This is a genomic window from Lacticaseibacillus rhamnosus, assembly GCF_900636965.1.
GTDB lineage: Bacteria > Bacillota > Bacilli > Lactobacillales > Lactobacillaceae > Lacticaseibacillus > Lacticaseibacillus rhamnosus.
On record NZ_LR134331.1, the window covers coordinates 2,255,697 to 2,281,297 of the forward strand.

At 47.1% G+C, this 25,601-nt stretch carries 24 protein-coding genes and 1 tRNA gene; 10 read left to right on the plus strand and 15 right to left on the minus strand.

Translation table 11 applies throughout. The features are described 5' to 3' along the window. Positions 1-118 precede the first annotated feature (118 nt). Positions 119-355, plus strand: coding sequence for a hypothetical protein (locus tag EL173_RS11290; protein ID WP_014571523.1), 237 nt, complete (start codon positions 119-121; stop codon positions 353-355). Positions 356-358: 3 nt separating this feature from the next. On the opposite strand, the gene EL173_RS11295 is transcribed toward EL173_RS11290, so the two are convergent. Then, complete coding sequence (locus EL173_RS11295) at positions 359-847, minus strand: hypothetical protein (protein ID WP_005684665.1); 489 nt, start codon at positions 845-847, stop codon at positions 359-361. 126 nt (positions 848-973) lie between these two features. On the opposite strand from EL173_RS11295, the gene EL173_RS11300 reads away from it, so the two are divergent. After that, a complete protein-coding gene (locus EL173_RS11300) occupies positions 974-1,144 on the plus strand; it encodes a hypothetical protein (RefSeq protein WP_005684664.1) in 171 nt (56 codons plus the stop codon). A 190-nt stretch (positions 1,145-1,334) separates the two neighbouring features. Here EL173_RS11300 and EL173_RS11305 read toward each other — a convergent pair whose 3' ends face one another. The 3 genes from EL173_RS11305 to EL173_RS11325 form a co-directional block, all read right to left on the minus strand. After that, positions 1,335-2,252 (minus strand): DMT family transporter, encoded by a 918-nt coding sequence (locus EL173_RS11305; RefSeq protein ID WP_005715354.1) that lies wholly within the window; start codon positions 2,250-2,252, stop codon positions 1,335-1,337. 29 nt (positions 2,253-2,281) lie between these two features. Further along, on the minus strand, positions 2,282-2,896 hold the full coding sequence (locus EL173_RS11310; RefSeq protein WP_005692524.1) for a DNA-3-methyladenine glycosylase I: 615 nt from the start codon (positions 2,894-2,896) through the stop codon (positions 2,282-2,284). Positions 2,897-3,336: 440 nt separating this feature from the next. Beyond that, positions 3,337-3,783: a universal stress protein gene (locus tag EL173_RS11325; protein WP_005684661.1), complete on the minus strand. Its 447-nt coding sequence runs from the start codon at positions 3,781-3,783 to the stop codon at positions 3,337-3,339. 304 nt (positions 3,784-4,087) lie between these two features. Between EL173_RS11325 and EL173_RS11330 the strand changes: the two genes are divergently transcribed. The 4 genes from EL173_RS11330 (at position 4,088) to EL173_RS11345 (ending at position 7,607) form a co-directional block, all read left to right on the plus strand. Then, a complete protein-coding gene (locus EL173_RS11330; RefSeq protein ID WP_005684659.1) occupies positions 4,088-4,477 on the plus strand; it encodes a helix-turn-helix domain-containing protein in 390 nt (129 codons plus the stop codon). Between the two features lie 505 nt (positions 4,478-4,982). After that, positions 4,983-5,771 carry a tyrosine-protein phosphatase gene (locus EL173_RS11335; protein ID WP_014571527.1) on the plus strand — a complete coding sequence of 263 codons (789 nt, stop codon included), beginning with the start codon at positions 4,983-4,985 and terminating at the stop codon, positions 5,769-5,771. Between the two features lie 288 nt (positions 5,772-6,059). Then, entirely contained in the window at positions 6,060-7,202 is a 1,143-nt protein-coding gene (gene queG / locus EL173_RS11340) for a tRNA epoxyqueuosine(34) reductase QueG (protein ID WP_005684656.1), read from the plus strand. A 39-nt stretch (positions 7,203-7,241) separates the two neighbouring features. Next, positions 7,242-7,607, plus strand: coding sequence for a hypothetical protein (locus EL173_RS11345; protein ID WP_005698252.1), 366 nt, complete (start codon positions 7,242-7,244; stop codon positions 7,605-7,607). Between the two features lie 147 nt (positions 7,608-7,754). On the opposite strand, the gene EL173_RS11350 is transcribed toward EL173_RS11345, so the two are convergent. Further along, positions 7,755-8,297 (minus strand): biotin transporter BioY, encoded by a 543-nt coding sequence (locus EL173_RS11350; RefSeq protein WP_005684654.1) that lies wholly within the window; start codon positions 8,295-8,297, stop codon positions 7,755-7,757. A 261-nt stretch (positions 8,298-8,558) separates the two neighbouring features. Further along, positions 8,559-8,630: transfer RNA gene (locus EL173_RS11355), tRNA-Asn, on the minus strand. 214 nt (positions 8,631-8,844) lie between these two features. Between EL173_RS11355 and EL173_RS11360 the strand changes: the two genes are divergently transcribed. Continuing rightward, positions 8,845-9,402: a class I SAM-dependent methyltransferase gene (locus EL173_RS11360; protein WP_019728268.1), complete on the plus strand. Its 558-nt coding sequence runs from the start codon at positions 8,845-8,847 to the stop codon at positions 9,400-9,402. 112 nt (positions 9,403-9,514) lie between these two features. Here EL173_RS11360 and EL173_RS11365 read toward each other — a convergent pair whose 3' ends face one another. From EL173_RS11365 to EL173_RS11375, 3 genes are all read right to left on the minus strand, one after another. Then, positions 9,515-10,513, minus strand: a complete 999-nt coding sequence (locus EL173_RS11365) for a hydrolase (RefSeq protein ID WP_014571528.1) — start codon at positions 10,511-10,513, stop codon at positions 9,515-9,517. A 279-nt stretch (positions 10,514-10,792) separates the two neighbouring features. Continuing rightward, the gene (locus tag EL173_RS11370; protein ID WP_005692514.1) at positions 10,793-11,413 is read right to left on the minus strand and encodes a type 1 glutamine amidotransferase; all 621 of its coding nucleotides are present in this window, start codon (positions 11,411-11,413) and stop codon (positions 10,793-10,795) included. Between the two features lie 18 nt (positions 11,414-11,431). Further along, the gene (locus EL173_RS11375) at positions 11,432-12,181 is read right to left on the minus strand and encodes a TIGR02452 family protein (protein WP_005692513.1); all 750 of its coding nucleotides are present in this window, start codon (positions 12,179-12,181) and stop codon (positions 11,432-11,434) included. A gap of 305 nt (positions 12,182-12,486) precedes the next feature. Between EL173_RS11375 and EL173_RS11380 the strand changes: the two genes are divergently transcribed. Next, positions 12,487-13,875 carry a hemolysin family protein gene (locus EL173_RS11380; protein ID WP_015764670.1) on the plus strand — a complete coding sequence of 463 codons (1,389 nt, stop codon included), beginning with the start codon at positions 12,487-12,489 and terminating at the stop codon, positions 13,873-13,875. A gap of 230 nt (positions 13,876-14,105) precedes the next feature. On the opposite strand, the gene EL173_RS11385 is transcribed toward EL173_RS11380, so the two are convergent. Further along, positions 14,106-14,903, minus strand: coding sequence for an alpha/beta hydrolase (locus tag EL173_RS11385; RefSeq protein WP_005692507.1), 798 nt, complete (start codon positions 14,901-14,903; stop codon positions 14,106-14,108). After that, entirely contained in the window at positions 14,890-15,891 is a 1,002-nt protein-coding gene (locus EL173_RS11390; RefSeq protein WP_005692506.1) for an acyltransferase family protein, read from the minus strand. The genes EL173_RS11385 and EL173_RS11390 overlap by 14 nt, the downstream gene beginning before the upstream one ends. Before the next feature lie 162 nt (positions 15,892-16,053). On the opposite strand from EL173_RS11390, the gene EL173_RS11395 reads away from it, so the two are divergent. Both EL173_RS11395 and EL173_RS11400 read left to right on the plus strand, forming a co-directional pair. Continuing rightward, positions 16,054-17,511, plus strand: a complete 1,458-nt coding sequence (locus EL173_RS11395) for an MDR family MFS transporter (protein ID WP_005692504.1) — start codon at positions 16,054-16,056, stop codon at positions 17,509-17,511. Further along, complete coding sequence (locus tag EL173_RS11400) at positions 17,508-18,002, plus strand: DUF4811 domain-containing protein (RefSeq protein ID WP_005692501.1); 495 nt, start codon at positions 17,508-17,510, stop codon at positions 18,000-18,002. The genes EL173_RS11395 and EL173_RS11400 overlap by 4 nt, the downstream gene beginning before the upstream one ends. A gap of 97 nt (positions 18,003-18,099) precedes the next feature. Here the strand turns inward: EL173_RS11400 and EL173_RS11405 are convergent, their stop codons facing one another. The 4 genes from EL173_RS11405 to EL173_RS11420 form a co-directional block, all read right to left on the minus strand. Next, positions 18,100-18,648 carry a Maf family protein gene (locus EL173_RS11405; RefSeq protein WP_005692499.1) on the minus strand — a complete coding sequence of 183 codons (549 nt, stop codon included), beginning with the start codon at positions 18,646-18,648 and terminating at the stop codon, positions 18,100-18,102. Next, on the minus strand, positions 18,645-20,597 hold the full coding sequence (gene mutL / locus EL173_RS11410; protein ID WP_019728269.1) for a DNA mismatch repair endonuclease MutL: 1,953 nt from the start codon (positions 20,595-20,597) through the stop codon (positions 18,645-18,647). The genes EL173_RS11405 and mutL overlap by 4 nt, the downstream gene beginning before the upstream one ends. 4 nt (positions 20,598-20,601) lie before the next feature. Then, positions 20,602-23,175, minus strand: coding sequence for a DNA mismatch repair protein MutS (mutS, locus tag EL173_RS11415; RefSeq protein ID WP_005684638.1), 2,574 nt, complete (start codon positions 23,173-23,175; stop codon positions 20,602-20,604). A 447-nt stretch (positions 23,176-23,622) separates the two neighbouring features. Beyond that, on the minus strand, positions 23,623-25,452 hold the full coding sequence (locus EL173_RS11420; protein WP_005692494.1) for an APC family permease: 1,830 nt from the start codon (positions 25,450-25,452) through the stop codon (positions 23,623-23,625). Positions 25,453-25,601 lie beyond the last annotated feature (149 nt).

The window sequence follows — 25,601 nt, forward strand, 5'->3', positions numbered from 1 at the left end:
TTAGGGAAAAAACCACACGTTTATCATTATTTATCCCCAAATTCATCCCGACTGATTCGCGATAAAGCCACATGGACAAGCTATGCTGGTTCTATCAACAAATGAAAGGATGATTCTTATGTTGATTAACCAGACAGATTTCATCGCAACCCAATTACAGCAAATTGTTTACCCTAATATCACCGCCATCACTGAAACCGGCGCGTCAATCACGATTCAAACTAACCAAAAACAGCGCGATGACCCTGCTTTTTGGCAGAGCATCAGCGCTATCCTAAAAGCCCATCTTTGGGTTCCGGTTTCTAAAAAATATCATGAACTCACCGATCATGACTGGTTAGCATCGCCAGTATAAAATTTATGCTTGATGCGTGGCAAAAGCATTGGCAGCTAAAATAAGCGTCAAAACTGCATCAGGTGACAATGCGGCACTGACAGTTTTAATGTGCCCGCTGGTTGCAACCGCACCGATCACTTCAAGCCCATACTTCACAATGTTGAGATCGCGTTGAGGTGCATAACCACCGTCAAAAACCGGTTCATGGTTATATGTAAAGTTTAAATGATCATCTTTAATCGAACCATCAACGTGATTCACCATAATCCGATCATGTGCCGCCGTTAACGGTGCCTGATCATCGGGCAGATTGAGTTTGTGATCCGATTCAGTGGTGTAATAATCAGCCTGTTTCATGTGCAAGTATTTTTCAGCCGGTTTCTTAAGTACCTTTAAATAATCCACAATGGCAAAAACCTTCGTGGGATCCAGCTGGGTGGTCTTAGCCATGAGCTCATCATTATGGGCCTCAAGCCAGTCTGCTAAATTACTGATACTAAACTGATCCATGTTGTGCCTCCATATTCATCGCAGATTCTTACGCCAGTATAGCATGGACATCGGGTTTGATGTGCATGATTGTTATAAACTTGTGACACTTTTTGGTTCTATAATGATGTTAAGGGGATGAGCATCATGCCGACGAATCAGACACCATATCCGATTATTGACTATTTGGGGCGTCCAATCCAACTGCAGTTATTTGTCACCTATCGTCTGCGCGTCAAAAACGGCTACATTCTCGCATTACGCCGCAACCAGCACCAACAAGCACTTCCCAACCTTCTCGTTAAACACGCAAGTTAAGCTTGATTTTGTTGGGACATGCTGCCTCGCAATTTGCGACACGCTTTGATTTGACGAGCATAGGTTCAAGCTTCCACCTGAGAAACAAACAAAGAAAAGGACAAATGAATTTTTTGCGAGCCAAGCGCTATCAAGGGTTCGTTCATTTGTCCTTCTTTTTTTGCCTAAAAACAGGTTGCGCATTAGCCACTTAGTCGGAACGATCCTCAAGCTTAGGTCCGCGTGGGGTCATGAGTGCCATCATCGCCACGGTTAAAATAATGATCATCCCACCCAGTATCTCAGCCACACCTAGATGCATATGCAAAAAAATGACCGACACCAAGGTTGCCCCCAGCGGCTCAAACGCGTCTAACAAGGTCGCGGCTGTCGGCGAAATAAACTGTAAGCTGGCCAAATAGACCGAATAAGCAACAATCGTCCCAAAGATGACGATAAACCAGTAACCGGCCCACCCTGCTTGATCCAAGTGCGGAATTTGTTTCCAGAAAGGATCGAAAATATCAACTAATAAGCCACCCAGTAATTGAGCCCAAGCTGTCACGACAATAGGCGAATGCCGCTTCAGTAATCCCGCCGGCAATAATGTATACGCTGCTGCGGCTAAAGCGGCCATCACCCCCCAGAAAAAAGCAGACGGCGAAATAGCCAAATGTGTTAACCGTCCCTTTGTCACCACTAGCATGGTACCAAGCATCGCCATGGCAATTGTGAATAAATCAATTCGGCGTGGTTTTTCACGTAATCGTAACGCCAAAAAAACCAAAACGATAACCGGTGATAGATATTGCAAAATTGTCGCAGTCGCTGCGTTAGCCACTGCAACTGCTTTAAAGTAAATATATTGCATCCCGATCATGCCAAACAACACAAACAAAATCAGCTGTATCGCATCACGCCGATTGCGCCACGGTGACATAATGGCAGCGCGATCTTTCCAAACAGCTAACGTCATCAAAACAACGCCAGCAATGATCATTTTAGAGCTAATCAGCCAGGAAACTTTAATGCCTTCATCAAATAAAGCTTCACTCACTGGACCGGATATTCCCCATAAACTTGAACCAAGGATAGCCAGAAAAATCCCCCATAAGCGGATGCGTTTCAACGCTCTTGCCCCTTTTTGCGCTGATTGGATCAGTCTTGCATCACAACATGATCATCAATTAATCCTGCGCCTTGCAAATAATTATACACGATTACCGGGCCAACGAAGGCAAACCCGTTCTTTTTCAAATCCTTAGCAATTTTCACCGATAATGCGCTTCTGGTTGGGATCTCGGCCAAAGATTTAGGTCGATTGACAAGTGGTTTGCCATCCACAAATGCCCATAAATAGTCATTCAAGCTGCCATACGCCGCTTGAATTCGCAAAATAGCCCGTGCATTCGTGACCGTTGCTTCAAGTTTCATCCGGTTGCGAATAATGTCGGTGCGTTGTAATAAGGCATCGATGTCCGGCTCATCCATCGCAGCCACTTTTTTGATATCAAACTGATGAAACGCATCGTTAAAAGCGGCTCGCTTATGCAGTACCAATTCCCAGTTCAGACCAGCCTGAAAAATTTCTAACGATAGTAACTCGAATAGCTTTTGGTCATCATGAACCGGAACACCCCACTCATGGTCATGATAAGCACGTAATTCCGGTGACATTTTGGCCAACCAGTCCGTGTATTGCTTACGCGCCTGATACTTCCGCAATGCCGCCTCTGTTTTGACCTGCTCAGCGCGATCATGTGCATTTGTCATTTTAGGATTCCTCCAAGTCTTTATCGTTGTTAACGATACATTACGCCGTCAGTTACGAGAATGCCAGTTAACGTACTTCGGAAGATGGTTATGTTGCGTTTGAGGCTGTGGTGGCTTGGAGGAATTCTATTTTCGGCAAGTGGCGGCGTTATTCTCTGTTATCTATAACGCGCTCGCAGTCGCAGCAATCTGCGTGTAAGGACCTCTAACCTAAATGGGCAAAGCCCGGCCATTTTAGGCTAGATGGCCCTTATGTTCTGGCTTACGCCCATAACGCGCTCCCCGGCGCAGAAGTCTGCGTGTAAGGACCTCAGTCGCAATGGCCAAAGCCCGGCCATCACGCCTGAGGCCGCTTACACTCCGACTTCTAAACGCGCCGGCTCGCGCTTACCAAAAAAGAGTCCGCAACCTTCGCTGCCGACTCTTCATCGATAAAACGCTTATTTTGTTTTGACAATCAGAACATCACACGGAGCCGTGCGGTTAACGTATTCTGTCACCGAACCGACTAATACGCGCTCAACTGCATTCAAACCGGTTGCGCCGATCACGATCAAGTCGTTGTGATGGTCGTGAGGAAAGTCGGTTGCGATAACTGTCTTAGGGTTCCCAAACCGGATATGGATGTCCACATCTGTCAGGCCGGTTTGCTTTGCCTGATCCTTCAAGTTCTCTAAATATTCCTGTGCGTCCTGTGTCAGCTGATAAACTGCATCACCTGAGATCATGCCGCCGTAACTGCCGATAAATTGTTTGGTATCAAGCACATTTAACACATCCAAATGTGCTTGATTGGCCAATGCAACTTTAACTGCCTTGTTGAAAGCTAATTCAGCTTCCTTCGATCCGTCTACAGGTACCAGCAAGCGATCATATTCTTGATCCATTCCGCTCACATCCTAACTTTCTAATTAACTTAAGCATAGAACGGTGAGGAAACGAATACAAGAAATAAATTTGCACTTTTACATGGTAATCTATCTTCACACCATGTAAAATATATGCCAGTAACATCCTTGAAGCATTAACATACAACTTGCAGAATGGCTATCATTATTTATTAAAATATGCTTTACTTTTGCGGTTTTATGATTGATTTAATGCGTAATGATGCTATATTAAAGTGAGTAAGCTGAATTCTTAATTTTTAAAAATTTGGCGTTCAAAATGAAAAGAAGCGTGGTGAAATTAATGATTACAAATGGTGTTGGCAGTGTTTTACGACAAATCCGTAAAAGTCGTGGCGAATCAATTGTAGAAGTTGCAAAGGCAACCCATACTTCCCCGGCAAGCTTTACCAAGTGGGAAAATGATCAAACAATTCCAAGTGAACGCAGTATTCGTAAACTTGCAGAATACTATCAAACCGACCCACTGGAATTGCTCGGTGTTGCATACCCTGATAAGTATGCGAAACAGCAAGAACAGGAAAAAGCAGCTGCAGAAGGCTCAACGATCCGCATTGAAGATCTCATCGGAAACAATTCCGTTTTGACCTACAACGGCTCGCCGCTTTCTTCAGGAACCAAGTCACTCGTCGCAGCATTCATTGCTGGTCTTATTATTTCACAGCCTGAATAGTTGTTCGAAGTGATGAAGGAGTCGTCTGAAAACGGCTCTTTTTTTGTGAGCGCGAGCCGGCGCGGTTAGAAGTCGGAGTGTAAGCGGCCTTAGCCGTGATGGCCGGTCTTTGGCCATTGCGGCTAAGGTCCTTACACGCAGACTTCTGCGCCGGGGAGCGCGTTATGGAAAGTGAGCGCGAGCCGGCGCGCTTAGGGATCGGAGTGTAAGTGGCCTTGGGCGTGATGGCCGGGCTTTGGCCATTGCGACCAAGGTCCTTACACGTAGATCCCTGCGCCGGGGAGCGCGTTATGGAAAGTAAGCGCGAGCCGGCGCGCTTAGAAGTCGGAGTGTAAGCGGCCTTAAGCGTGATGGCCCGGTCTTGGCCATTGCACTTAAGGTCCTTACACTCCGATCCCTACGCCGATAAACGCGAGATCGTCACGAAAAACTATTCAGCCGTTGCTGGTCACCATCCATTTCGCGTATACTAAAGTCAAACGTTTTCACGATGGAGGAATTAAATTTGGAACCATTTGTTCTTAATATCAAAAACGGCCTCAACTTTCGCGATCTTGGTGGGTACAAGACGAAATCAGGTCAAGTGATTAAATCACGTAAAATTATTCGCTCTGCCAGATTAAGTGAACTGTCAGATGACGACTTGCAATATCTGGCAGACTATGGCCTGACAACCGATGTCGATTTTCGGTCTCCGGAAGAACAAGCAGCCGAACCTGATCGTTATCCCGAAAACACGACTTATCATTTCGTCCCGGTTTTCCCAACAGATGAAACCAAAAGCAGCGAACAAGCCGATGCTCTACAAAAAAGTTTTTCACGCGATCCCCACGCTGGCTTTGAAAATATGGTCAAAACTTATGCCGATATTGTCAAAATGCCTTCCGCGCAAAAAGCTTATCGGCAGTTCTTTGATATCCTTTTAAGTCATCAGGAAAATGACGGTGCTGTTTTATTTCATTGCACGGCTGGTAAAGATCGCACCGGCATGGGCGCCGTTTATTTGCTGTCAGCATTAGGCGTTGACGGCCACACCATTCGCCAAGACTATCTGGCAACCAACGATCTTATTCAGCCAATGGTCGAGAAAAATCTTGCTGCCGCTCGCAAACGCGGTGCAACTGATGCTTTGCTTGCCAACATTCGCGATCTCGGCACGGTCTCCGGTGCATTTCTTGATAGCGCCTTAGCCACCATTGATGCTGAATATGGCAACATGCACAATTACCTGAAGGAAGCCTTGCAATTAACCGACGCCGAAAAGCGTGATTTACGCGAACTTTATCTTCAGTAATTAGCGCCAAAATCGTCATATTCTGTTCACATTTTAGCGGTACTTTAACATCGTCGTGAAAAGCGATATTCACCTCCTGCCCATTATCCTGCACTTTCCGAAGTTAAATCAGGGAAGTGCGTAATGTAAAAGCGCTGTTCGGCCTAGCCGCATGGCGCTTTTTGTCTATTAAAATGACTGTATCATAATGCGTTCACCGACGTAGGAATTTACAGCATTGCGATTTTTTGCGTTCGTCAGGTCATTTAGCTAAAATAATGGCAAACACCATTGTTAGGGGTGGCGCTCATGGATCTTAAAGCTACGATTAAGCAGCACGCCAAAGATCTGGGTATTGACAAAATCGGGTTTACGACAGCCGATAACTTTGCTGCATTAAAACCAAGCCTTTTGGCACAAAAAGCTGCCGGCCACACAACTGGCTTTGAACACCAGAATCTGGACGAGCGGCTCTATCCGGATAAAATTTTCGACCAACCGCAAAGTATTATCGCCATTGCGCTGGCTTATCCCTCGAAAATTCACGACCGACCACCACGAACCGGTCCCAAACGTGGGCGCTTTGCTCGTGCCAGCTGGGGAATTGATTATCACACGGTTCTCGACCGGAAAATGGCAGCACTCATTCGCTTTATTAAAAAAACCGCCAAGTCACAGACTGATATCCGCTTTAAACCCATGGTCGATACCGGCGAACTAATTGATGTGGCAGTTGCCCAACGAGCAGGGCTGGGTTTTATCGGTAAAAATGGTTTATTAATTACACCCGAGTTCGGTTCCTATGTCTATTTAGGCGAAATCATAACCAATATTAAATTTGCCCCTGATGAACCCATGTCATGTCAATGCGGCACATGCACCCGCTGTATCGACTTTTGTCCACCGCATGCTTTACTCGGCGACGGTCGAATGAACGGACAACGCTGCTTATCTTACCAGACACAGACAAAAGGGTTTATGGACCCGGAATTTCGGCCAATGATTCGCAATGTTTTATACGGCTGTGATATTTGTCAGCAAGTGTGCCCGTTCAACAAAGGCAAAGATTTTCACGTTCATCCTGAAATGGAGCCTGACCCGGATACTGTCATGCCGGAATTGATCCCGATGCTGACGCTAAGCAATAAAGGATTCAAAAACCGATTCGGGAAGCTTGCCGGTGCCTGGCGGGGAAAAAAGCCCTTGCAACGTAATGCGATCATTGCTCTTGTCAATCTCCACGATCGCAGTGCCGTCCCTCATTTGCTTGAGGTGATCGATACCGATCCCCGCCCCATGATTCGCGCGACTGCCGCATGGGCTGTAAGCGAGCTTGCCGCAACCCCAAATGCTGAATTGACAACATTCCTGGAGAAAGCGCAAGCAAAAGAAACCACTGCTTTGGCGCAGGCAGAATTTCAAAAAGCACTTGAGCGAATCGCGCAACGTTGAGCATGCTATAATAGAAAATAAAGATGAGAGGTGCCTATTTTGAAATTATATCAAGGACTTACCCAAGTACAGGTCAATGAAGAAATGGCCGATGATGCGCCAGACTTCAAGATCACAACCGATCTAGTTAAGCCGCTGCATTACGCGCCATCAGAACTCTATCATTACTTAGACGCTGTTTTGAAACCAGGTAGTCGGCACGATCAAAACAACCTTAAATATGTCACAGATGCCGCCTTCATTGGTGAGAATTTTGACTTCAATTCGGTGCCTTTTACCGCTAAATTGAAAGATTTTGAGGCCAAGATGGCATTTGCCCGAAATCTGGTCAGCGATCTTAACCGCCACGTTGCCGTCAATATTAATACCCAAGACCATACGTTTGAGCTTTTGTTTGTCGATTAATGACGTCATATCGACCAGTCATTCTTCCCGTTTTGATTGGCATTCGCCCATTGTCAAGAATAACTCTAAAAATACCGCAAGCCGATCACATGAAACGCCGATCAGGTTGCGGTATTTTTTAATTGTTTAATTGATTGATGACCAAATTCAGTTCTGGCGCAACGCCGGAATAACAGCGGTCAGTTGCTGAACAACTAACACGGTCAGTGCCATTTTAAGCAAGTCGCCTGGAATATAAATCAGAACGCTTAAAATGGCAGGCACAAATCCGATACTGGTCGTGGCCGTTAGCCATAATGCGCCCAAAAGTTCTGTCAGCAAAACGCCGCCAAATGTCATGCCGATTGCTTTTGTGAGCCAGAAATCCCGTTTCAGGAAATGCGTGATGCCCGCGTACGCTAGCGGCGTCAGCAACCAGCCATACATAAAGCCGGCTGTCGGGCCCATAAAGACAGCAATGCCACCGCGTCCTCCAGTCAACACTGGCAATCCTAACGCAGCCAACGCCAGTAACATGCCGATCGTAATGGTTGCCGGACGCGTCGGCAATAACATGGCGACCAACATGACACCCATATTCTGTAAAACGATTGGTACACCCAAGAATCCAACGGTAATTGGTGGGGCAAATGCCAACCCGATTAATACAGCTAACAATAACCCCATCCGTGTCAACGTCTTTGTATGCATGACGCCACCCTTCCTGCTTTTGTATTTCATTAAGCATACCATGTTTTGTTTACAATTGATCAAAGAATTCGTTCATGGCCTGTCTCTTTAGTGTTCTTTTTAATCTGGTTAATTTAAACTGACGAACCATCGTGCCATCTCACTCAAGAACCATCGCTTAATTGCGTCAGCGCAAACACAACATGACGCGGTACCCGGCGCAGAAGTCGGCTCGTGCTCAAATAAAAAATCGCGGATATTATCGTCATCCGCGATTAAGGCCTGCCCAGGCTGGATTCGAACCAGCGACCCTTTGATTAACAGTCAAGCATTCTACCACTGAACTACTGGGCAATAAGTATGTATAGTATATTCTCATGTTTCTTAGAGGAATGCAATACTTTTGTTTGAATTTCCGGCATTTTTTCAGATTCCTCTTAGACAAGGTGCTGACAGGTGCCGTACTTGCCTTGAATTTTGAGGTAGCATCGTGATCCCTCCTACCCGCTATCTCGTCACACATCGTTCATCTTTTTCCTCTATAATGAACGTGAAAGGTTGTGAACCTATGGAAACGCCATATCCTAATATGCAAGATAACCCCAACCTGCCAGTTGAATCAGGCGATCATCAACCGATTTGGCAGGCACTCATCAAGAAAATGCCACCGTTGACTGACTTGCGCGTCCTTGTCATTCATTGTGGCGATGGCTGGTTTTGCCGTTATGCTTTGAACCACGGTGCGACAGCTGTTCTTGGGATTGACACCGATACCGAAGCCATTCAAAATGCGCGTGCAGCTGCGAGTTCTGATCGGCTCCGATACCGAATCATGCCCGATCGGTGGTTGAAATTGCTGACGGGTCCCTACGATTTGATTGTTGGCGCATTCGACCAATCGCCAGCGGAATTAAAAGCGATCACTCAGGTTCTTAGTGCCCTGCTGAATGCCAAAGGACAGTTAGTGGCTGCCGTTGCACCGCCAAAACAACCAACCGGTGATCAGTTAGCGGTCGAAGAACTGATCAGCTCACAATTGATCATTAATCGTTGGTACCAGGTTACCGACAAACGGCTGGCTGAAACCGCACAACTTTATCTACTACTGAGTTCACGGGTACATTAAGCTTATCTCTCTAAAATCAACCACGTAAAAAGCACGCGTTAGCAATTCCTAATGCTAGGGAATTGACGCGTGCTTTTTAAACTGATTTTAACTGATTAAAGTTTGCCGATGCTTAGTTGATCACTTCAACGGTTGCAGAAAGCACTCCGGCTGATGGAATGTCCTTACCCTGCATTGCGACGTCAAGCTGGCGCGGGTTGCTATATGCAAATGAGCCAGTATCATTAACGGTTCGTTCTAACACTTGTCCGTTAGACATGGTGATTCGCAGCTTAGTACCTTTAGGGAAGACGCTCAGGTTTGCAGCCACACCTTCGTAACCCATGTTGCTACCTAAAACAGACGGGTCATAGAAACTAATTTTAAAAGTGCCCTTATTAGTTGATGTTTGGGTCGTCTGGGTTGCTGGTGCTTGCTGTTGTTGAACGGCAGCCTGAGATGCAGCTGCCTGCTGCTGTGCTTGTTGCTGAGCAGCGGCTTGCTGTTGTGCCTGTTGTTGAGCCGCAGCCTGTTGCTGAGCTTGTTGTTGCGCCTGCTGTTGAGCCGCAGCCTGAGCCGCGCTGGAAGCAGCAGCGTTGGATGCCGCAACGCTGGAAGCTGCAGCGCTTGATGCAGCGGCGCTTGAGGCAGCCGCATTAGAAGCTGCAGCACTTTGAGCAGCAGCATCGGATGCAGCCTGATTATTATCTGTGGATGTTTGCGCAACCTGTTCCGCAGTCGAGGTTGTCTGAGTTGGCACAGCAGTGGCATCAGCCTTCTTGGTCAATGATGATAATTGCTGCAAGGTGTTGATGCTCAAATAACGTTCTGGAACCCAACCATGGTCAGATGTTTCGTACCAGATTTCTGCGTAAACTTTTTTACTATTAATAAATTTAAGATGTTCACCGGTTGCTACATAACGCTTAACTTGCTGTCCCACAGTCGGTGAGGTCCAAACGGTTGTTGCACCGCCATTATAAGTGACATCAGCTTCAGTCTTATCACTGGCTGGTGCGCTGACGGTGGTGTCAGTATCTTTCGTTGCCGCGTTAACGTGACCTGGTTTTGACAAGGCAACGGCAGATAAAGCAACGGCTGAGAATAATACTGTACTTAAGAGCTTTTTCATGTTCGAGTTCCTCCTGAATTTGTGTGGTGACTTAACTAACTGTCGCTTAGTATAGTCAGTGAGTATTACGAACATGTATTCGGCGTGTTGCGTTTAGGTTAAGTTCTATGACAAAAGATTACATTAGATTACAGCTTTAACATAACAGTCGGCACAATCACCCTCATTTAGTCAGTGGTATCCAGCCTTCAATCCGCAAGCAGGTCACCATTTAACCGCTACATAGCTACCTGGTTTCGTATTTGTTTACAGCTCGGAAACATGCTTCATCATTGTCGATCATTTAAACAGCCGTTCTAAAATAGCCGTCAAAACCTGATGTCCCGGCTCTAGCAGTGCTTCGTTGACCGGCGCTTGCGGTTTATCAGCTACCGCGCCAATCGCTGTAATCATTGCAGGCGTGACTTCCAAATGAAATTGCAAGCCCACAATCCGCTCATGATAAGCAAAGCCTTGCAGTGCGTGCTCATTTTCATACAGTATCTGACTGCCGGGTAATCGACTCATCGCTTCGCCGTGCCAATGGAAAACATTCAATAACGTCCCATCCGTTCCTTTTACTGTCCCGATGCCTTCCTCAGGTTTCGGCATGCGATACACATTGGCGCCGAACGCTTTGGTAATTTGCTGTGCTCCAAGGCAGATACCTAAAACAGGCCGGTTAAGTTTGTTCAGACTGCGAATCAAAATCCGTTCAGCAGCAAGCCAATCGAGATCATCATTCACACTCATCGGCCCGCCAAGCACAATCAACCCATCAATATCAGCTGGATTTAACTGGGCAATTGGATCGCCTTGGTCCGGTCGATAGGTGACTGTTTCAATCCCCTGATCTGCGGCCCATTCTTTAATCACCCCAAGATCTTCGGCATTTGCATGTTGCATGACTGTAAGCTTCATCCGCCCATCAGCTCTCCTTTATTGTTCATCTTCACCTTTTAGCACCGCGGCAAACGCCTTTATTGTCGTCATCCCGGGATTATAAATAGCAAAATAAACCCGTTTAAAAGCACCGGCGAATTCAGGCATCAACAACGTGTCGCGAAAAATCTTGGCAACCGGTTTGACGGGATTCCCAAAAACGCCGGTACCAAAAGCTCCCAAAATGATCTGATCAACCGCATGCATTTTAAAAGCACGTAACGTTTGGAGAACCTTAAACGCAATATCATGCATGGCGGTTTCGTCATCTAATTGCGGATCTACCCGACGATCAGGAGCAGCTACTGTGACGATATCAACATATTTATTCGGTAATCGCCGGCCTTGATCGTCAAACACCTGGCGCACATGTTCAGCATAAATCAGTTTGGAACTAAAGAGCCCGCGATTGGCCTGCTGACAATTGACATCATAGTAATCGGCCATATGTTGCTTCAAGGCGGGCACCAGGAAAGTTCCTTTGGCAATCGATTCCTCTTGGGCTCGGGCGCCAAACATCACACCACCGCCTGGATGAATCGGACTGGCAAAATTCATCACCCCAATCTTGCCTGTCAACTCACTCATAAGCTGGAAAACATCCACATTCCGAATAGCAATTTGCGGCGCAGTAGAACCTTGTGCCGGCGTTTGCGGTAATGGTTGGCTGATCAGTTCCGTCTTTGGCATTTCTGGATTCGCTTTAAAAACTTTCATCGTTTCCCAATACATCTTAACCTGTTCCATCTTAATCTTGCTCCTATTCAAAATAAACGTGGTCAAACGCGATCAGCACTCGGTGTATACGCGCTTTATGGTGTGGCCACTCACGGTTTGACATGACAACACAGATTCTTACGCGCAGATAACCACGCTGACAGACGCTTTATATCAAATGCTGCCATCTAATCAAGCCGCCGCAACTACCCCAAAGTAATTTCTGACCGATCTCAGCATAACATAGAAGCAATCAACTCATGAATTATCGTTCATCCGGCCAATTCAATGTTAAAATTAAGTTTGTAAGTAACATGAAATGAGGAATGGAATACATGGAAAGTGGCCAAATCGTCCCCAATTTATTGGTGATGCTCGTCACCTTTTTCTTCGCGGCATTTTTTGTCGCCTGTGAATTTGCATTGGTTCAAAGTCGTCCGAGTGCCTTGGAAGATATGATTGACAAAGGCACAGGCCGCAAAGCGAAAATCGAGCGCGCCTTGCGAATGGTGCACAACTTGAATGAATATTTGTCCACAACCCAAGTCGGCGTTTCGCTGGCAGGTATTATTTTAGGGTGGATTGGTGAAACCACCGTTGAATTCCTGCTGGTCGATTTGTTCGGGTTGACGCATTTAAGCTTGCCTAATGGTAGTTTACATGCGGTAGGTGCAGTTTTAGGGGTCATTATTTTAACTTATTTGGAAGTGGTGCTTACCGAAATCGTGCCAAAAAACATTTCGATTGACTATCCAATTAAAACGTTAATGTTAGTTGTCACCCCTTTGCATTATTTCCACATTTTGTTCTTCCCCTTCGTCTGGTTACTGAATGTCAGTGCGACCGGCATTGTCAAAATGATGGGCATGAAGCCGGCTGATGAAGGTAACGAGGCTTTTTCGCAAGCCGAAATTTTGAGTCTTAGTAAAAACGCCGTAACATCAGGCGATATGGAACAAAACGATGTCATCTACATGCAGCGGGCATTCGAGTTAAACGACAAGACCGCCAAAGATATCATGGTTGATCGCACCAGCCTGTTTGTGATTGATATTAATACCACCGTTAAAGAAGCCTTACGTGATTATTTAACCCAAGGCTATAGTCGCTTCCCCGTCGTTGCAAATGGCGATAAGGACAAAATTTTAGGCTATGTCTACATCTATGATCTGGTTAAACAAGGTCAGGTGGATCCGTCCGTCAAAGTTTCCAAACTCTTGCGCTCCATCATTAATGTACCGGAAGTAACGCCGATTCATAACATCTTAGCCCAGATGATCAAGAAGCAAACGCCCATCGTTGTCGTTGTGGATGAATACGGCGGCACCAGCGGCATTGTGACAGATAAAGATATTTATGAAGAACTTTTCGGCACTGTTAAAGATGAAATTGACGATGTGTCTGATGAATATATTCGCAAAACCGACAATCCTAAAGTTTTCCGAGTCAGCGGCAAGACCACACTTTGGGACTTTGAGCGCTATTTCCACACCGACATTAAAGCGTTCACCGACTCCGAAATCATTACCATAGCCGGCTTCATCATGGAAACACATCCGGATCTAAAGTTACATGACAAGGTCAAAATCGATCACTTTAACTTTACGGTTGCCGATTTCTCCCGCGGTTTTGCCAACTGGTTTGATGTGACTGAAGACCCAAAGCCGGTTAAGCAAACCGTTGCCGAAGAGGTTAAAGAAGCCAAGAGCCAGCATCAAGACTAATGTTGTCACGTCATCTGCTTTTGTTGGTGAAGTTTTTAGCTCAAGACAAAAATATGCGGCCTTATTAAAACAATCAAGGCCCATCATTCATCGTTTCAAAATAATAGCGTACCATTTCTCGACTTTTGCAAGAAATGGTACGCTTTTTGACTCTTTCGTATTAGTAGCGTCAACTTTAACGATTTCAGTGCCTGCTACTTCCACGCCACTGCCTAACGCTTCATCCTGTGCTACTTTCCCCAGATAAACTGCAACATCGCGCGGTCAACGGCGACATTGTGTTCATGCAAGCGACTGTGTTGGGCATGCGGTCCGGTCACTGCTAACGTTTGATACTTCGTTAGCCCTCGCAACAAATAGCCTAGACTCAAAGCCGAATTAACGCTTACGACCGTATCTGTGTCACTGCCGTCTTGAACATTACCATAAATATTCAAAACCGATTTAGCCCGGAAGTGTTCACGTCTTTGCAAAAGTCGCGCGTACTCGGGTCGAATTAAACTGGGCCGCCCATCAGCTGCCAATTGCAGTTCATGGGGTTTGTCATTCCATCCCAGTAAACCATCGTATGGGCCGGCAATCACAACTACCTTTTCCAGTTCTACCGGTGTTTGTGCCATCGCGGCGGCAATCACGGCATAAGCGCCCATACTATGGCCAACCGCATTTAGCCGGGTAACGCCATAGCGCTGATGCAACATAGTTAGAATTTTGGCCAGCCACTGACTATCGACTTCTTCGCCAGCCGTATTGTTTTGAAAAATCACCTGAATAATGGGTGCAGCTGTGGCATGCAAGTCTCCTTGCACATTTAATTGGCCATTTGGACTGACGGTCACGACCATGCTTCGTTTGGCCACCCCGGCAGCCTCCGCCGATTCTATAAGTTGGTTAGTGGAAAACGCGGTCCCCCGATAACCATGAACAAATATAGTCGGCGTCGTATCGGCTTCGACTAATTGACCGCTTGGGGCCAAGCCAATGATCAGAACCGCCACAACTAGCAGTATTCGTTTAATTAAACGCATATAATCCTCCACCTTGCCAGCGTTCGCGCACATAGCGGCCCGCGTAAGCAAGGAAAAGAGGAATCGTCACACCAGCAGCAACTAAAACAAGTAAATTCGGATCGCCCAACTTTTCCAGCACATAGCCGACCGCCTTGTGCCCATACATTATGGGTAGTGTACTACGACCAATGCGATCTAGCCAGTCTCCAAGCACGGTTCCGGTTAATGTTTTCGCACCGGCAAATAAACCGCCGCAGATAATAACCGGCACAAAGCTAGCAAGTAATGGATCCGTTAGATGGTGCGACTTCATGTAAAGCAAGAAGTCGATTTGACCGCGCGACTGGGCAACAAATAAACCGGCAAAAACACCAAGCGCAACTAGCATAAACCATGGTTGCGTGACAATATGGCGAGCGTAATGAAATAACCACCAGCCCACAAACATGTAAGGCAATGCAACCAATACTAAATCAAGATTGCCGGGAATCGGAAATCCCAAAACATTTTCAGCGTTAGGGTAACTAAACCCTAACCAGAACAATCCGGCCATTAAAATTGCTTCGTGCCAGACTTTTGGCAAATACCCGCGCAATAAGCTAAACAGCAAGCTGCTGAACGCATATACCGTCACAAACCAGAAAACTGACAAGTAGCCATTCAATTCGGTCCCACCATAAATTAACCGTCGCAAATAATCAACGGTAAACGCCGGGGTGCGCTGTTCAATGATAAAGTTCAACAAGATTAAACCGACGCCGTAACCAAAGTACTGTTTCAATAATGGCCAAAAACGTCGCGCTAGAAAAGCTTTTAAGGTTGGCAGCGTTGTCGGCTTAACAAAAAAACCGCCAATCATGAAAAACAACGGCATGTGCCACCAATACAGACTTTCATAAAAGGTTGTGTTGCGCGGATAGAAATGTCCCAGCACAACCGCAATGATTCCGAGGCCCTTGGCAACATCAATCCATTCAATTCGCTGATGCGATGATCGGACTTTCACGTTTTTAAACGCCCCTTTCGTTCGACTAACTTACTTTTAGCCTAACAAGGTGAGTGGGGTATTTCTTTGATCGCTTTTTAAAGATTTTGTGAAGGCCATTTACCCAAAATTGTCAGATTACGTGCTAGACTAGATTATAATGTTTTTAGAAAGGACACGATATTGTTGACAACAACTGATGTTAATGGTCATCCTTACAATCGTTTGCTGCTTGTCATTACGCTACTGATCGGGACCTTTACGACTTTTTTGACTCAAACGATTCTGACGACTGCCTACCCGACCTTAATGGCGGATTTTCACATTAGCGCCAGCGCGGTTCAATGGTTGACGACCGGCTTCATGCTGATTATGGGGATAATGATTCCTGTTTCGGCTTGGCTGCTGGATAAGTTCAACGTTAAACATCTTTATTTAACCGCCATGACGATTTTCTTTTTGGGATCGCTGCTTTGTTGGCTCGCCAATGATTTTCAAATGTTGCTGCTCGGGCGACTCATTCAGGCAATCGGCGTTGGGATGTCGATGCCAACTTTCCAGACCGTCATGTTCACCATTTTCCCGCCTGAAAAACGCGGTAGTGCCATGGGGTTGGCCGGCATTGTGATCGGGTTGGCGCCGGCAATTGGCCCGACGCTTTCCGGTTGGATTCTGCTGCATCACACCTGGCGTGCATTGTTTGCGGTCATTATGCCCATCGCTGCCGGCGTTGTTCTTTTGGCGATTTACAGCATGCGTCAGGTGCTGCCTACTTCGCATCCCAAAATTGATGTGCCGTCCATTATTGCCTCAACGTTAGGTTTTGGTGGATTATTGTATGGCTTTTCAACGGTTGGTGACGCTGGCTGGACAGATTCGCAGGTACTCATCAGTCTGGCGATTGGGATCGTTTTTGTGGCCCTTTTTTGCTGGCGGCAGTTGCATCTCAAAACCCCGCTGTTGGAGTTACGGGTTTTTAAATCGAAAACCTTTACTTTGAGTGTCATTTTGACCGCTGTTGCTTTCATGTCCATGGTTGGCGTGGAAATGGTACTGCCGATGTACATTCAAACGATTCGCGGCGAAAGTGCTTTTCACTCTGGAATGATCCTTTTCCCCGGCGCCATTATGATGGGGATCATGAGTCCGATTACTGGCCGGATTTTTGACAAAATCGGAGCTAAGCGTTTGGCCGTAGCTGGGTTATTTCTCTTAGTTGCCGGTACGCTGCCATTGATGACTGTCACCGCAACAACACCGCTAATTTACATCACGGCCATTTATACGGTGCGGATGTTTGGTATCACCATGGTAACGATGCCCGTCACCACTGCCGGTATGAATGCACTGCCAACCCATCTCATCAACCACGGCACTGCGGTTAACAATACGATTCGGCAAGTCGCGGCTTCAATCGGCACCGCCATCTTGGTTTCGGTTTTATCCGTCGTCACAAAAGGCGCCACGCCCTCGGCTAGCGGGAAAGTCCTGGATCCGATTGACTACACCAACGCGATGCATCAAGCAACTCTTGCCGGATATCGTGCTGCTTTTGCAGTTTCGCTGGTCATGGCCGCTTTAGGGTTAGTTCTGAGTTTCTTCTTGAATAACGATGCCATGGATCGGAGGCACCCATCATGATTATTCTGCTGTTGATTATTGGCGCCGTTGCCTTCTTTTGGACGATGGTATTGATGAAGCCCAACCGGCGTCGACCCTTGGCAATCGCTGTGAGCGCCTTGCTAATTATGATACCGGTTGTACTTTTGAGTTTGAATGATTTGTATCACATCGGCTTTACGATTGACGAAACCACTGAATTGCAACCGCTAGCACCCATGAATGACCAGTTACAAATTCAAAGCCACCCCATCGGCACGGCTAAGAAACACATGGCTTATCAATATCGTATTTCGGGTGATGCAACGATTCATACTGTTAAGCCAAGTACTACCGTCAAAACCAAACTGACACACGGTACGATTCCGCAAGTTGCCGTGACCGCGCAGAAACTCGAGTACACCAATATTTTCACCGCTATTATGTTCGCCGGATCCGGTGAACAAGGCAAAACCATTGGCAAGATTTACACGTTCACTTTACCGAGTAATTGGCAGGTTGTAAGTTTTTAAAGTATCTATATCCGTAAAAAGCCGTCCCTAGATTTCTCTAAGGGCGGCTTTTTATAACCTCTGAATTTCCATACGGTTGAATAAAAGCGCAAACGCCTTACGCCAACAACATTCGATACAACGTACTGATCGGCAAACCCATGACGTTGTAAAAATCACCATTGATCGCCTTAACCAGTAAAGCTCCGGCGTCTTGAATGCCATAAGCACCCGCCTTGTCTTGATAGGCGTCTTCTTGTAAATACGACTCAACTTCGGCTTCATCAAGCGGCCAAAAAGTGACATCTGTGGCCACGACTTGCTGCCGAATCGTGCCATTGTCCAGACGCACCCACAAGCCCGTATAGACTTGATGGGTTTGGCCGCCGAGTGCAGTAGTCATTTGCTTGGCTTCTGCACGACTATGCGGCTTACCCAGTAATTTTCCTTGAAAAGCCACCATCGTATCGGCCGCAATAATTGTTGCCCCCGGATAACTCGGTACTAACGATTCTCCTTTGGCTTTGGCCAGACTCTGGACATACTCCGGTGGTGGCAAAATCGGCAACGCCCGTTCGTTAACTGCTGCAGGATGGCTTTCGAATGCAGGAATAATACGCTTGAGTAATGCTTGGCGCCGTGGTGAATAACTCGCCAGAATAATCATGCCTGCATCTCCCCACTTTCATGACTGTCTTGAATCCGCTTGAACATTTTCTCCAGATCGGTGTTGGAAAAGTGGACCAGAACCGGCCGACCATGCGGACAATTGAATGGATTTTCGCATTGCGGCAGTTTCTGCAATAACGCCCGTGCCTGCTGATCGTCTAAATGATGATTGGCTTTGATGGCGCGCTTACAACTCATCATGATCGCCGTCTTCTCCCGAAAAGCCGCAACGGAGATCTTGCCGTCACGTAAAACCCAATCAACCATTTCTTTGATCGTGTCTTCTTCCTGACCGGCTTTGAACCACGTCGGATGATGCTCGACCACGAAACTATTTTGGCCAAAATCCTCTAGATACAAGCCGACCGCTTCCAACACATCCCGATGCGTGCGGATATTGATCGCATCAGCCGCGGAATAATCCAGCACGATGGGAACCAGTAAATGTTGCTGATCGTTGCTGACTTCACCAATTGCCTGGCGATAAAACTCATAATTAACCCGTTCTTGGGCCGCATGTTGATCCAAAATATACAAGCCGTCCCCAGATTCCGCCAGCAGATATGTCCCGTGAACTTGGGCAAGGTAGGTTAAATCGGGAAAACGTTCAGTCGGCTCCGATCGCTTCAAATCCGAAGCTGCGGTATCCTCCACCAAGGCAGGCGCAACATTGGCGTCTAACGTTTGATAACGCTGATCCCAAGCAGCCAAGCGCTGTGGCTCATCAAAAATTGGCCGATCATCTAAGTCGTTGATGGTTAAATCGACTGCTGCTTCTGCCTGCGCTGCTGGTTGAGAAGTCGGCGTATTTTCAGTGTTAGTGTCGGCGTTTTCGCGCACTTCAGTACCTTGATGCGACACTGCTGTCGTCTTAGGACTGATTTTATTAAGGGTCAGTTCCAGTTGATCAAGATCATAACGCTCGCGTTTGGGCAAATTATCCATGGCATCGGGAATCAGGTTTTCCTTGGCTAAGCGCGCACGAATGGCCTCACTGAGCAAGTGGCTGAGCTGATCTTCTTTACTTAACCGCACCTCGGCTTTGGTTGGGTGCACGTTGACATCCACCAAAGCGGCATCCATCTGAATCGAAATCACGCCCATAGGATAGCGCCCGACCATGAGTTTGGAGCCATAACCGGCAATCACGGCTTTCGTCAACTGAAAGTTCTTGATATAGCGGCCATTGACGACCAAGCTCAGATAATTACGCGACGCCCGCGTGGTTTCAGGCAAACTGGTCAAACCACTCACCTTAAAATCAAGATCCTCGGCTTGAAAGTCGACCATTGACCGAGCAACCGGCAAACCGTAAATGCCCGCCAATGTCTGGCGTAGATCACCTTGACCGGCTGTCCGCACCATCATATTGCCGTCATGGCTGACCGTAAACGCAATCTTAGGGTTAGCTAATGCCAGCCGACTGACAATATCAACAATCTTGCCAAGTTCGGTCTGTTGCGACTTCATGTACTTCAGCCGTGCTGGAGTGTTAAAAAACAGATCGCTCACTTCGACATCGGTTCCGCGACGATGCGCCGCTGTCGTTTGACTTTCTACCTGTCCGCCTTTGACATGAATTTTAGCGCCAATCCCGGCATCGGTAGCGGTCGTTAGCGTCACATCGGCAACCGCCGCAATACTTGCCAGCGCCTCCCCGCGAAATCCCAGTGAATGAACATTAAACAGATCACGCGTGGTCAAAATTTTACTCGTCGCATGGCGCAAGAAAGCTGTCGCCACATCGTCAGGGTCAATGCCGATTCCGTTGTCGCTAACATGAATGGTTTGTAAACCGGCCGCTGACACCTTCACGTCAATTTGGGTGGCTTGGGCGTCAATACTATTTTCCACCAATTCTTTCACCACGCTGGCCGGCCGTTCAATAACTTCCCCAGCAGCAATTTGGTTACTTAAAGTGGCAGATAGTTGGTGAATTTTTGGCATAAAATCACTTCTTCTTTAAATGCTTTTGCAGGTCAAAAATCAAATTCATCGCATCCATCGGCGTTGCATCCATCAAATCGAACTTAGCAAGTTTGGCTAAAATCGGACTATTCTTGGGTGCAGGTTTAGGTTCCTCAAACAACGATAACTGCTGGTCCTCGACTTGGCTGGTAGCTGCCGGGACGGTTTTTTCCGGAGTTGCCGCTTCGAGTTGTTTCAAAATAGTATCCGCACGGCTCAATAAGTCAGCTGGCAAACCGGCTAATTTGGCAACGTGAATCCCGTAACTTTTATCAGCCGGACCCGGCATCATCTTATGCAGAAACACCAGATTGCCGTGTTCTTCAACTGCCCCGACATGGACATTTTTCAGCTTTGCCAATGAATCCGATAAACTGGTCAATTCGTGATAATGCGTTGAGAAAAGTGTCTTGGCATGGACATGATCGTGCAAATATTCGATAATCGCCTGAGCCAATGCCATCCCATCATACGTTGCCGTGCCGCGACCGATTTCGTCAAACAGGATCAAACTCGATGCGGTTGCATGACTCAAGGCCGCATTTGCTTCCAACATCTCGACCATAAAGGTACTTTCGCCATTTGCTAAGTCATCGGCAGCGCCAATGCGGGTGAAGATTTGATCAAAAATAGGCAAATCTGCCGTGTCAGCCGGGACAAACGATCCTGCTTGAGCCATGATGACAATCAATGCCAGCTGTCGCATATAGGTGCTTTTCCCGGACATATTTGGGCCCGTGATCAGCAGCATATCCGTATCCCGATCCATGATGACATCGTTAGGAATATAACTGTCCTGCCCCAAAACATGTTCAACTACCGGATGTCGGCCGCCTTTGACGTTAATGTCATGGGTCCCGGCATGCATCGTTGGCCGCACATAATGGTTATTTTCGGCAACGGTCGCAAAACTTTGCAGCACATCTAACGCCGAAATTTGAGCGGCTAAATGCTGCAGCCGTTTAATCTGAGCCTTAACTTTTTCCCGAATATCCTGGAAAAGGTCATACTCAAGCGCAGTTGAACTTTCCTGCGCCTCTAAAATCAGCGTTTCTTTTTCTTTAAGTTCCGGCGTAATAAAGCGCTCGGCGTTAGTCAGCGTTTGTTTGCGTTCATACCGACCCTCTGGCACCTTATCCAGGTTTGACTTGGTCACTTCAATAAAGTAGCCGAAGACCTTATTGTAACGGATTCTAAGATTGTGAATGCCCGTCGCTTTCCGCTCTGAAGCTTCAAGTTCCGCAATCCACTGCTTCGAATTTTTCATGGCATCGCGGTAAGCATCTAGCTTTTCATTGTAACCGCGCAGAATTAAGCCGCCATCTGTCACGGAAATCGGTGGCTCCGGCTCGATTGACCGCCGAATGAGTCCTGCCACGTCACTAACCGGGTCTATCTTACCGCGAAGTTCTTTAAAACTGCCATCGTCAAGCTTGCTCAAAACATCCTGAATCGCCGGGACTTGATCCAGCGAGGTTTGCAACTGAATCAAATCGCGCCCGTTAACGGTTCCAAAGGCCACCCGTCCTGCTAACCGCTCAAGATCATACACCTTTGTCAACCGCTCTTGCAGCTCACTCCGCTCAAAAAAGTGTTCCAGCAAATCCTGCACCTGATTTTGGCGCACACTGATGGCATCAATGTCCAACAATGGCCGCTCCAGCCACTGCTTCAATAAGCGCCCGCCCATTGCGGTTTTGGTCGCATCCAATAATGACAACAGCGTATCACCTTTGCGTCCGGTACGACTATTTTGTAGGATATCAAGATTGCTGCGGGCATCCTGATCCATTTCCAAATACGCGGACGGTTGATAGGCAACAGCCTTTTGAATATGTGCCAGACTGCGCTTTTGGGTGTTCAACAAATACGCCATCAGCATCTGCACCACCGCAGCTTCGGCAGGATCGGTTAAATCTTGGGAAACATAACTGCCTTCACTGGTCGGCTTCGTGTCTTGCTGGACTGATAACAGCCGCTCCCCTTTTTTAAGCATCGCGGCATCTTCATCGTTCAGGTCTTCTGGCACTACAATCTCTTTGGTGGCCAGCGCGCTTAATTCATTTTGTAAGGCGAACTTACTTTTCAGGTCCGTGACTTTCAGTTCGCCAGTGGAAACATCCCCGTAAGCAAATGCGTACCCGGCTGCGTGCGGCAAAACTGCTGTGATATAGTTATTGGTCTTCGCCGCACCGGCCTTAATATCGACATTCGTGCCGGGCGTGATTAATTGAATGACCGCACGCTTAACCATACCGACCGCTTTTTTTGGATCTTCCATCTGCTCACAGATTGCTACCTTATAGCCATGATCGATCAAAATATCGACATAGCTTTGCACGGCATGATGCGGCACCCCTGCCATTGGAATCGGATCATCCGCGCTTTTATTCCGCGCCGTCAAGGTCAGCTCAAGTAACTGCGCCCCCTTGATCGCATCATCATTAAACAGCTCATAGAAATCACCAATCCGATAAAATAAAAATGCATCCGGATACTGCGCTTTAATCGCATTATATTGTTGCATCATCGGCGTATCGCTGGTTTTTTGCGGCACAAAATTCACCCTTTATCCTTTGACTTTCTCTGACGTTCTATTATTCATATTTTACCAGTTCCGTCAATCCCACAGCCCTGGATTGTTTGAATCTGGCCGGTTTTTAGGAGCTAGTGTAAAATCTCTCTTGGTGCATGTGTATGTCAAACAAAGGCCGCATCAATTTAGACGATTCCAACAGCAGTGTGACGAATATTAGCATAGAAAGCAAGAGCTGGCGGAGCGGTGGCGGGCTCAGTGGTGAAATTGGTCTTAAGCGGAGTGGTCTTCTCCGCTTTAGACCAAGGCCGAGCTTTGAAACCGCGCAATTTGCGGGTTCAAAGTCGTGCCCACCACGTTCCAGCCCAGCCACCGCGTAGCCAGCTCGGAGTATCGGAAATCACTTAATTAGAGTAGAACCGTGAAAAAGTTGACACTTACACAATCCAGCCGGCAGCTTACTGAAACTTATTTCTTCAAATGATAACTGTACGTCGCAATAATCACATTTTCCCGGCTAGCAAAAGCAGCCCGTAAGCGGAAATTGGTTTGGTTGTGGAGAATATTCTGCCACTTTTTGCGCGGGACAAACTGTGGAATGAGCACCGTGGTCGTGAAATTACGCTTAGCTGCATTGCGAGCTACGATGTCCACAAACCGAATCGTAGGCGCTTCAATCGAGCGATATGACGAATGGATGTCTACAAACCGAACATCCGGAAAGTCTGCCCGAAACTCGCTTTGGGTTTCCTTTTCCTTGTTAGGATTCTCATCCATCGACACATGCATCGCGATGACATAATCGCCAATCGACTGGGCATAATTCAACGCTGCTCGGGTAACCCGCGTCACATTGCCGACAAGGACGATAACGGTGCTACCGTCATAGTCATGCTCTTCAACGTCGGCCGGCAACCGTAACTGCGCCGCTACTTTGTCATAGTGATCACGAATCTTGTAGAACAAGAAGATGGCAAGCGGCATGACGATGAAAAACGGCCAAATGTCAAACAAACGATAAGCAAAGAGAATGACTAAAATGGCAAAGGAAATTAAGGCTCCGGAGAAGTTGGCGACCGTCTTGCCTATCCAGCCTTTACCACGATTGCGGAACCAATGAATGATCATGCCGGTTTGCGACAGCGTAAACGGGATGAACACCCCGACAGCATACAACGGAATTAATCGCTCCGTGGACCCTTGGAAAATCGTGATCAACGCCGCTGACCCCAGCGCCAGTGTCAGGATCCCATTGGAATAACCCAATCGATCCCCACGATCCAGGTACATATGCGGCATGAACTTATCTTTGGCTAAATTAAAGGCCAGCACTGGAAATGCAGAAAAACCCGTATTCGCAGCGACCGCCAAAATCAGCGCCGTCGCAAACTGAACGACATAGTACATGATTCCAGTACCGCCAAATGTTTCTTTGGCCACCTGCGACAATACCGTCACTTTCGCCATTGGCACCAAACCATACCAGTAGTTTAAAAATGTGATGCCGGCAAAGAAGAAGCCCAAAATAGCCGCCATAATGGCCAATGTTTTCGCCGCATTTTTTTCTTTTGGCAACTTAAAAAATGGCACCGCATTGCTGATCGCTTCAACCCCGGTCAGTGAACTGGAACCACTGGAAAAGGCGCGGAAGATTAACGCCATGGAAACGCCGGGAATTGCGGCACCGACCATCGATGTTGCCTTATAAGGAATGGCCCCGGTCACAACTTGGTACAACCCCCAGATAATCATCGCGGTCATAACCAAAACGAAGAGGTACACCGGAATCATCAGGAAATTAGCGGATTCACTCATTCCGCGAAGATTCATGCCCATTAAAATAAAGATAATGACAAGCGAGATGGCAACTTGATGACCATAAAGCGCTGGGATCGCACTGGTAATCGCCTCAGCCCCCGCCGAAACGGAAACCGAAACCGTCAGCATGTAATCAATCAGAAGTGAAGCGCCCGCCGTCAAACCGGCATTCTTGCCCAGATTTTCGCTCGCAACGACATAAGCTCCGCCGCCACTTGGATAAGCATGGATAATTTGCCGGTAAGAAAGTGTCAGCGAGATCAGGAGAATCAACACAAACGCCGCAATTGGCAATGAATACCAGATTGCTGCAGCTGACAAGGTTGTCAAAACCAAGACAATCTGCTCAGTACCATATGCCACACTTGACAAAGCATCTGACGACAGCATCGCCAACGCTTTGAAGATGTTTAGCTGTTGTCCGCCTTCTTCGGAAGATTTCAATGGCCGTCCAATAAACAGCCGCTTCAAATGCATCATTTTAAACTCCTATTAACCTTAATTGAAATTTTAAAAAGTAAACATGCACCAGTCTACGCTAAAAATTGCCCAGCGCCTACCCTCTTTCATCTTAACCTATATTGATTGGCAACAACACCGCCATTTTACGAACTCGCGCAAACCAAAAG

Bases quoted from the DNA above. Each gene is read 5' to 3' on its own strand.
- EL173_RS11290 (WP_014571523.1), top strand. From the start codon at position 119: ATGTTGATTAACCAGACAGATTTCATCGCAACCCAATTACAGCAAATT.
- EL173_RS11295 (WP_005684665.1), bottom strand. From the start codon at position 847: ATGGATCAGTTTAGTATCAGTAATTTAGCAGACTGGCTTGAGGCCCAT.
- EL173_RS11300 (WP_005684664.1), top strand. From the start codon at position 974: ATGCCGACGAATCAGACACCATATCCGATTATTGACTATTTGGGGCGT.
- EL173_RS11310 (WP_005692524.1), bottom strand. From the start codon at position 2,896: ATGACAAATGCACATGATCGCGCTGAGCAGGTCAAAACAGAGGCGGCA.
- EL173_RS11325 (WP_005684661.1), bottom strand. From the start codon at position 3,783: ATGGATCAAGAATATGATCGCTTGCTGGTACCTGTAGACGGATCGAAG.
- EL173_RS11330 (WP_005684659.1), top strand. From the start codon at position 4,088: ATGATTACAAATGGTGTTGGCAGTGTTTTACGACAAATCCGTAAAAGT.
- queG (WP_005684656.1), top strand. From the start codon at position 6,060: ATGGATCTTAAAGCTACGATTAAGCAGCACGCCAAAGATCTGGGTATT.
- EL173_RS11350 (WP_005684654.1), bottom strand. From the start codon at position 8,297: ATGCATACAAAGACGTTGACACGGATGGGGTTATTGTTAGCTGTATTA.
- EL173_RS11360 (WP_019728268.1), top strand. From the start codon at position 8,845: ATGGAAACGCCATATCCTAATATGCAAGATAACCCCAACCTGCCAGTT.
- EL173_RS11365 (WP_014571528.1), bottom strand. From the start codon at position 10,513: ATGAAAAAGCTCTTAAGTACAGTATTATTCTCAGCCGTTGCTTTATCT.
- EL173_RS11370 (WP_005692514.1), bottom strand. From the start codon at position 11,413: ATGAAGCTTACAGTCATGCAACATGCAAATGCCGAAGATCTTGGGGTG.
- EL173_RS11375 (WP_005692513.1), bottom strand. From the start codon at position 12,181: ATGGAACAGGTTAAGATGTATTGGGAAACGATGAAAGTTTTTAAAGCG.
- EL173_RS11380 (WP_015764670.1), top strand. From the start codon at position 12,487: ATGGAAAGTGGCCAAATCGTCCCCAATTTATTGGTGATGCTCGTCACC.
- EL173_RS11385 (WP_005692507.1), bottom strand. From the start codon at position 14,903: ATGCGTTTAATTAAACGAATACTGCTAGTTGTGGCGGTTCTGATCATT.
- EL173_RS11400 (WP_005692501.1), top strand. From the start codon at position 17,508: ATGATTATTCTGCTGTTGATTATTGGCGCCGTTGCCTTCTTTTGGACG.
- EL173_RS11405 (WP_005692499.1), bottom strand. From the start codon at position 18,648: ATGATTATTCTGGCGAGTTATTCACCACGGCGCCAAGCATTACTCAAG.
- mutL (WP_019728269.1), bottom strand. From the start codon at position 20,597: ATGCCAAAAATTCACCAACTATCTGCCACTTTAAGTAACCAAATTGCT.
- EL173_RS11420 (WP_005692494.1), bottom strand. From the start codon at position 25,452: ATGATGCATTTGAAGCGGCTGTTTATTGGACGGCCATTGAAATCTTCC.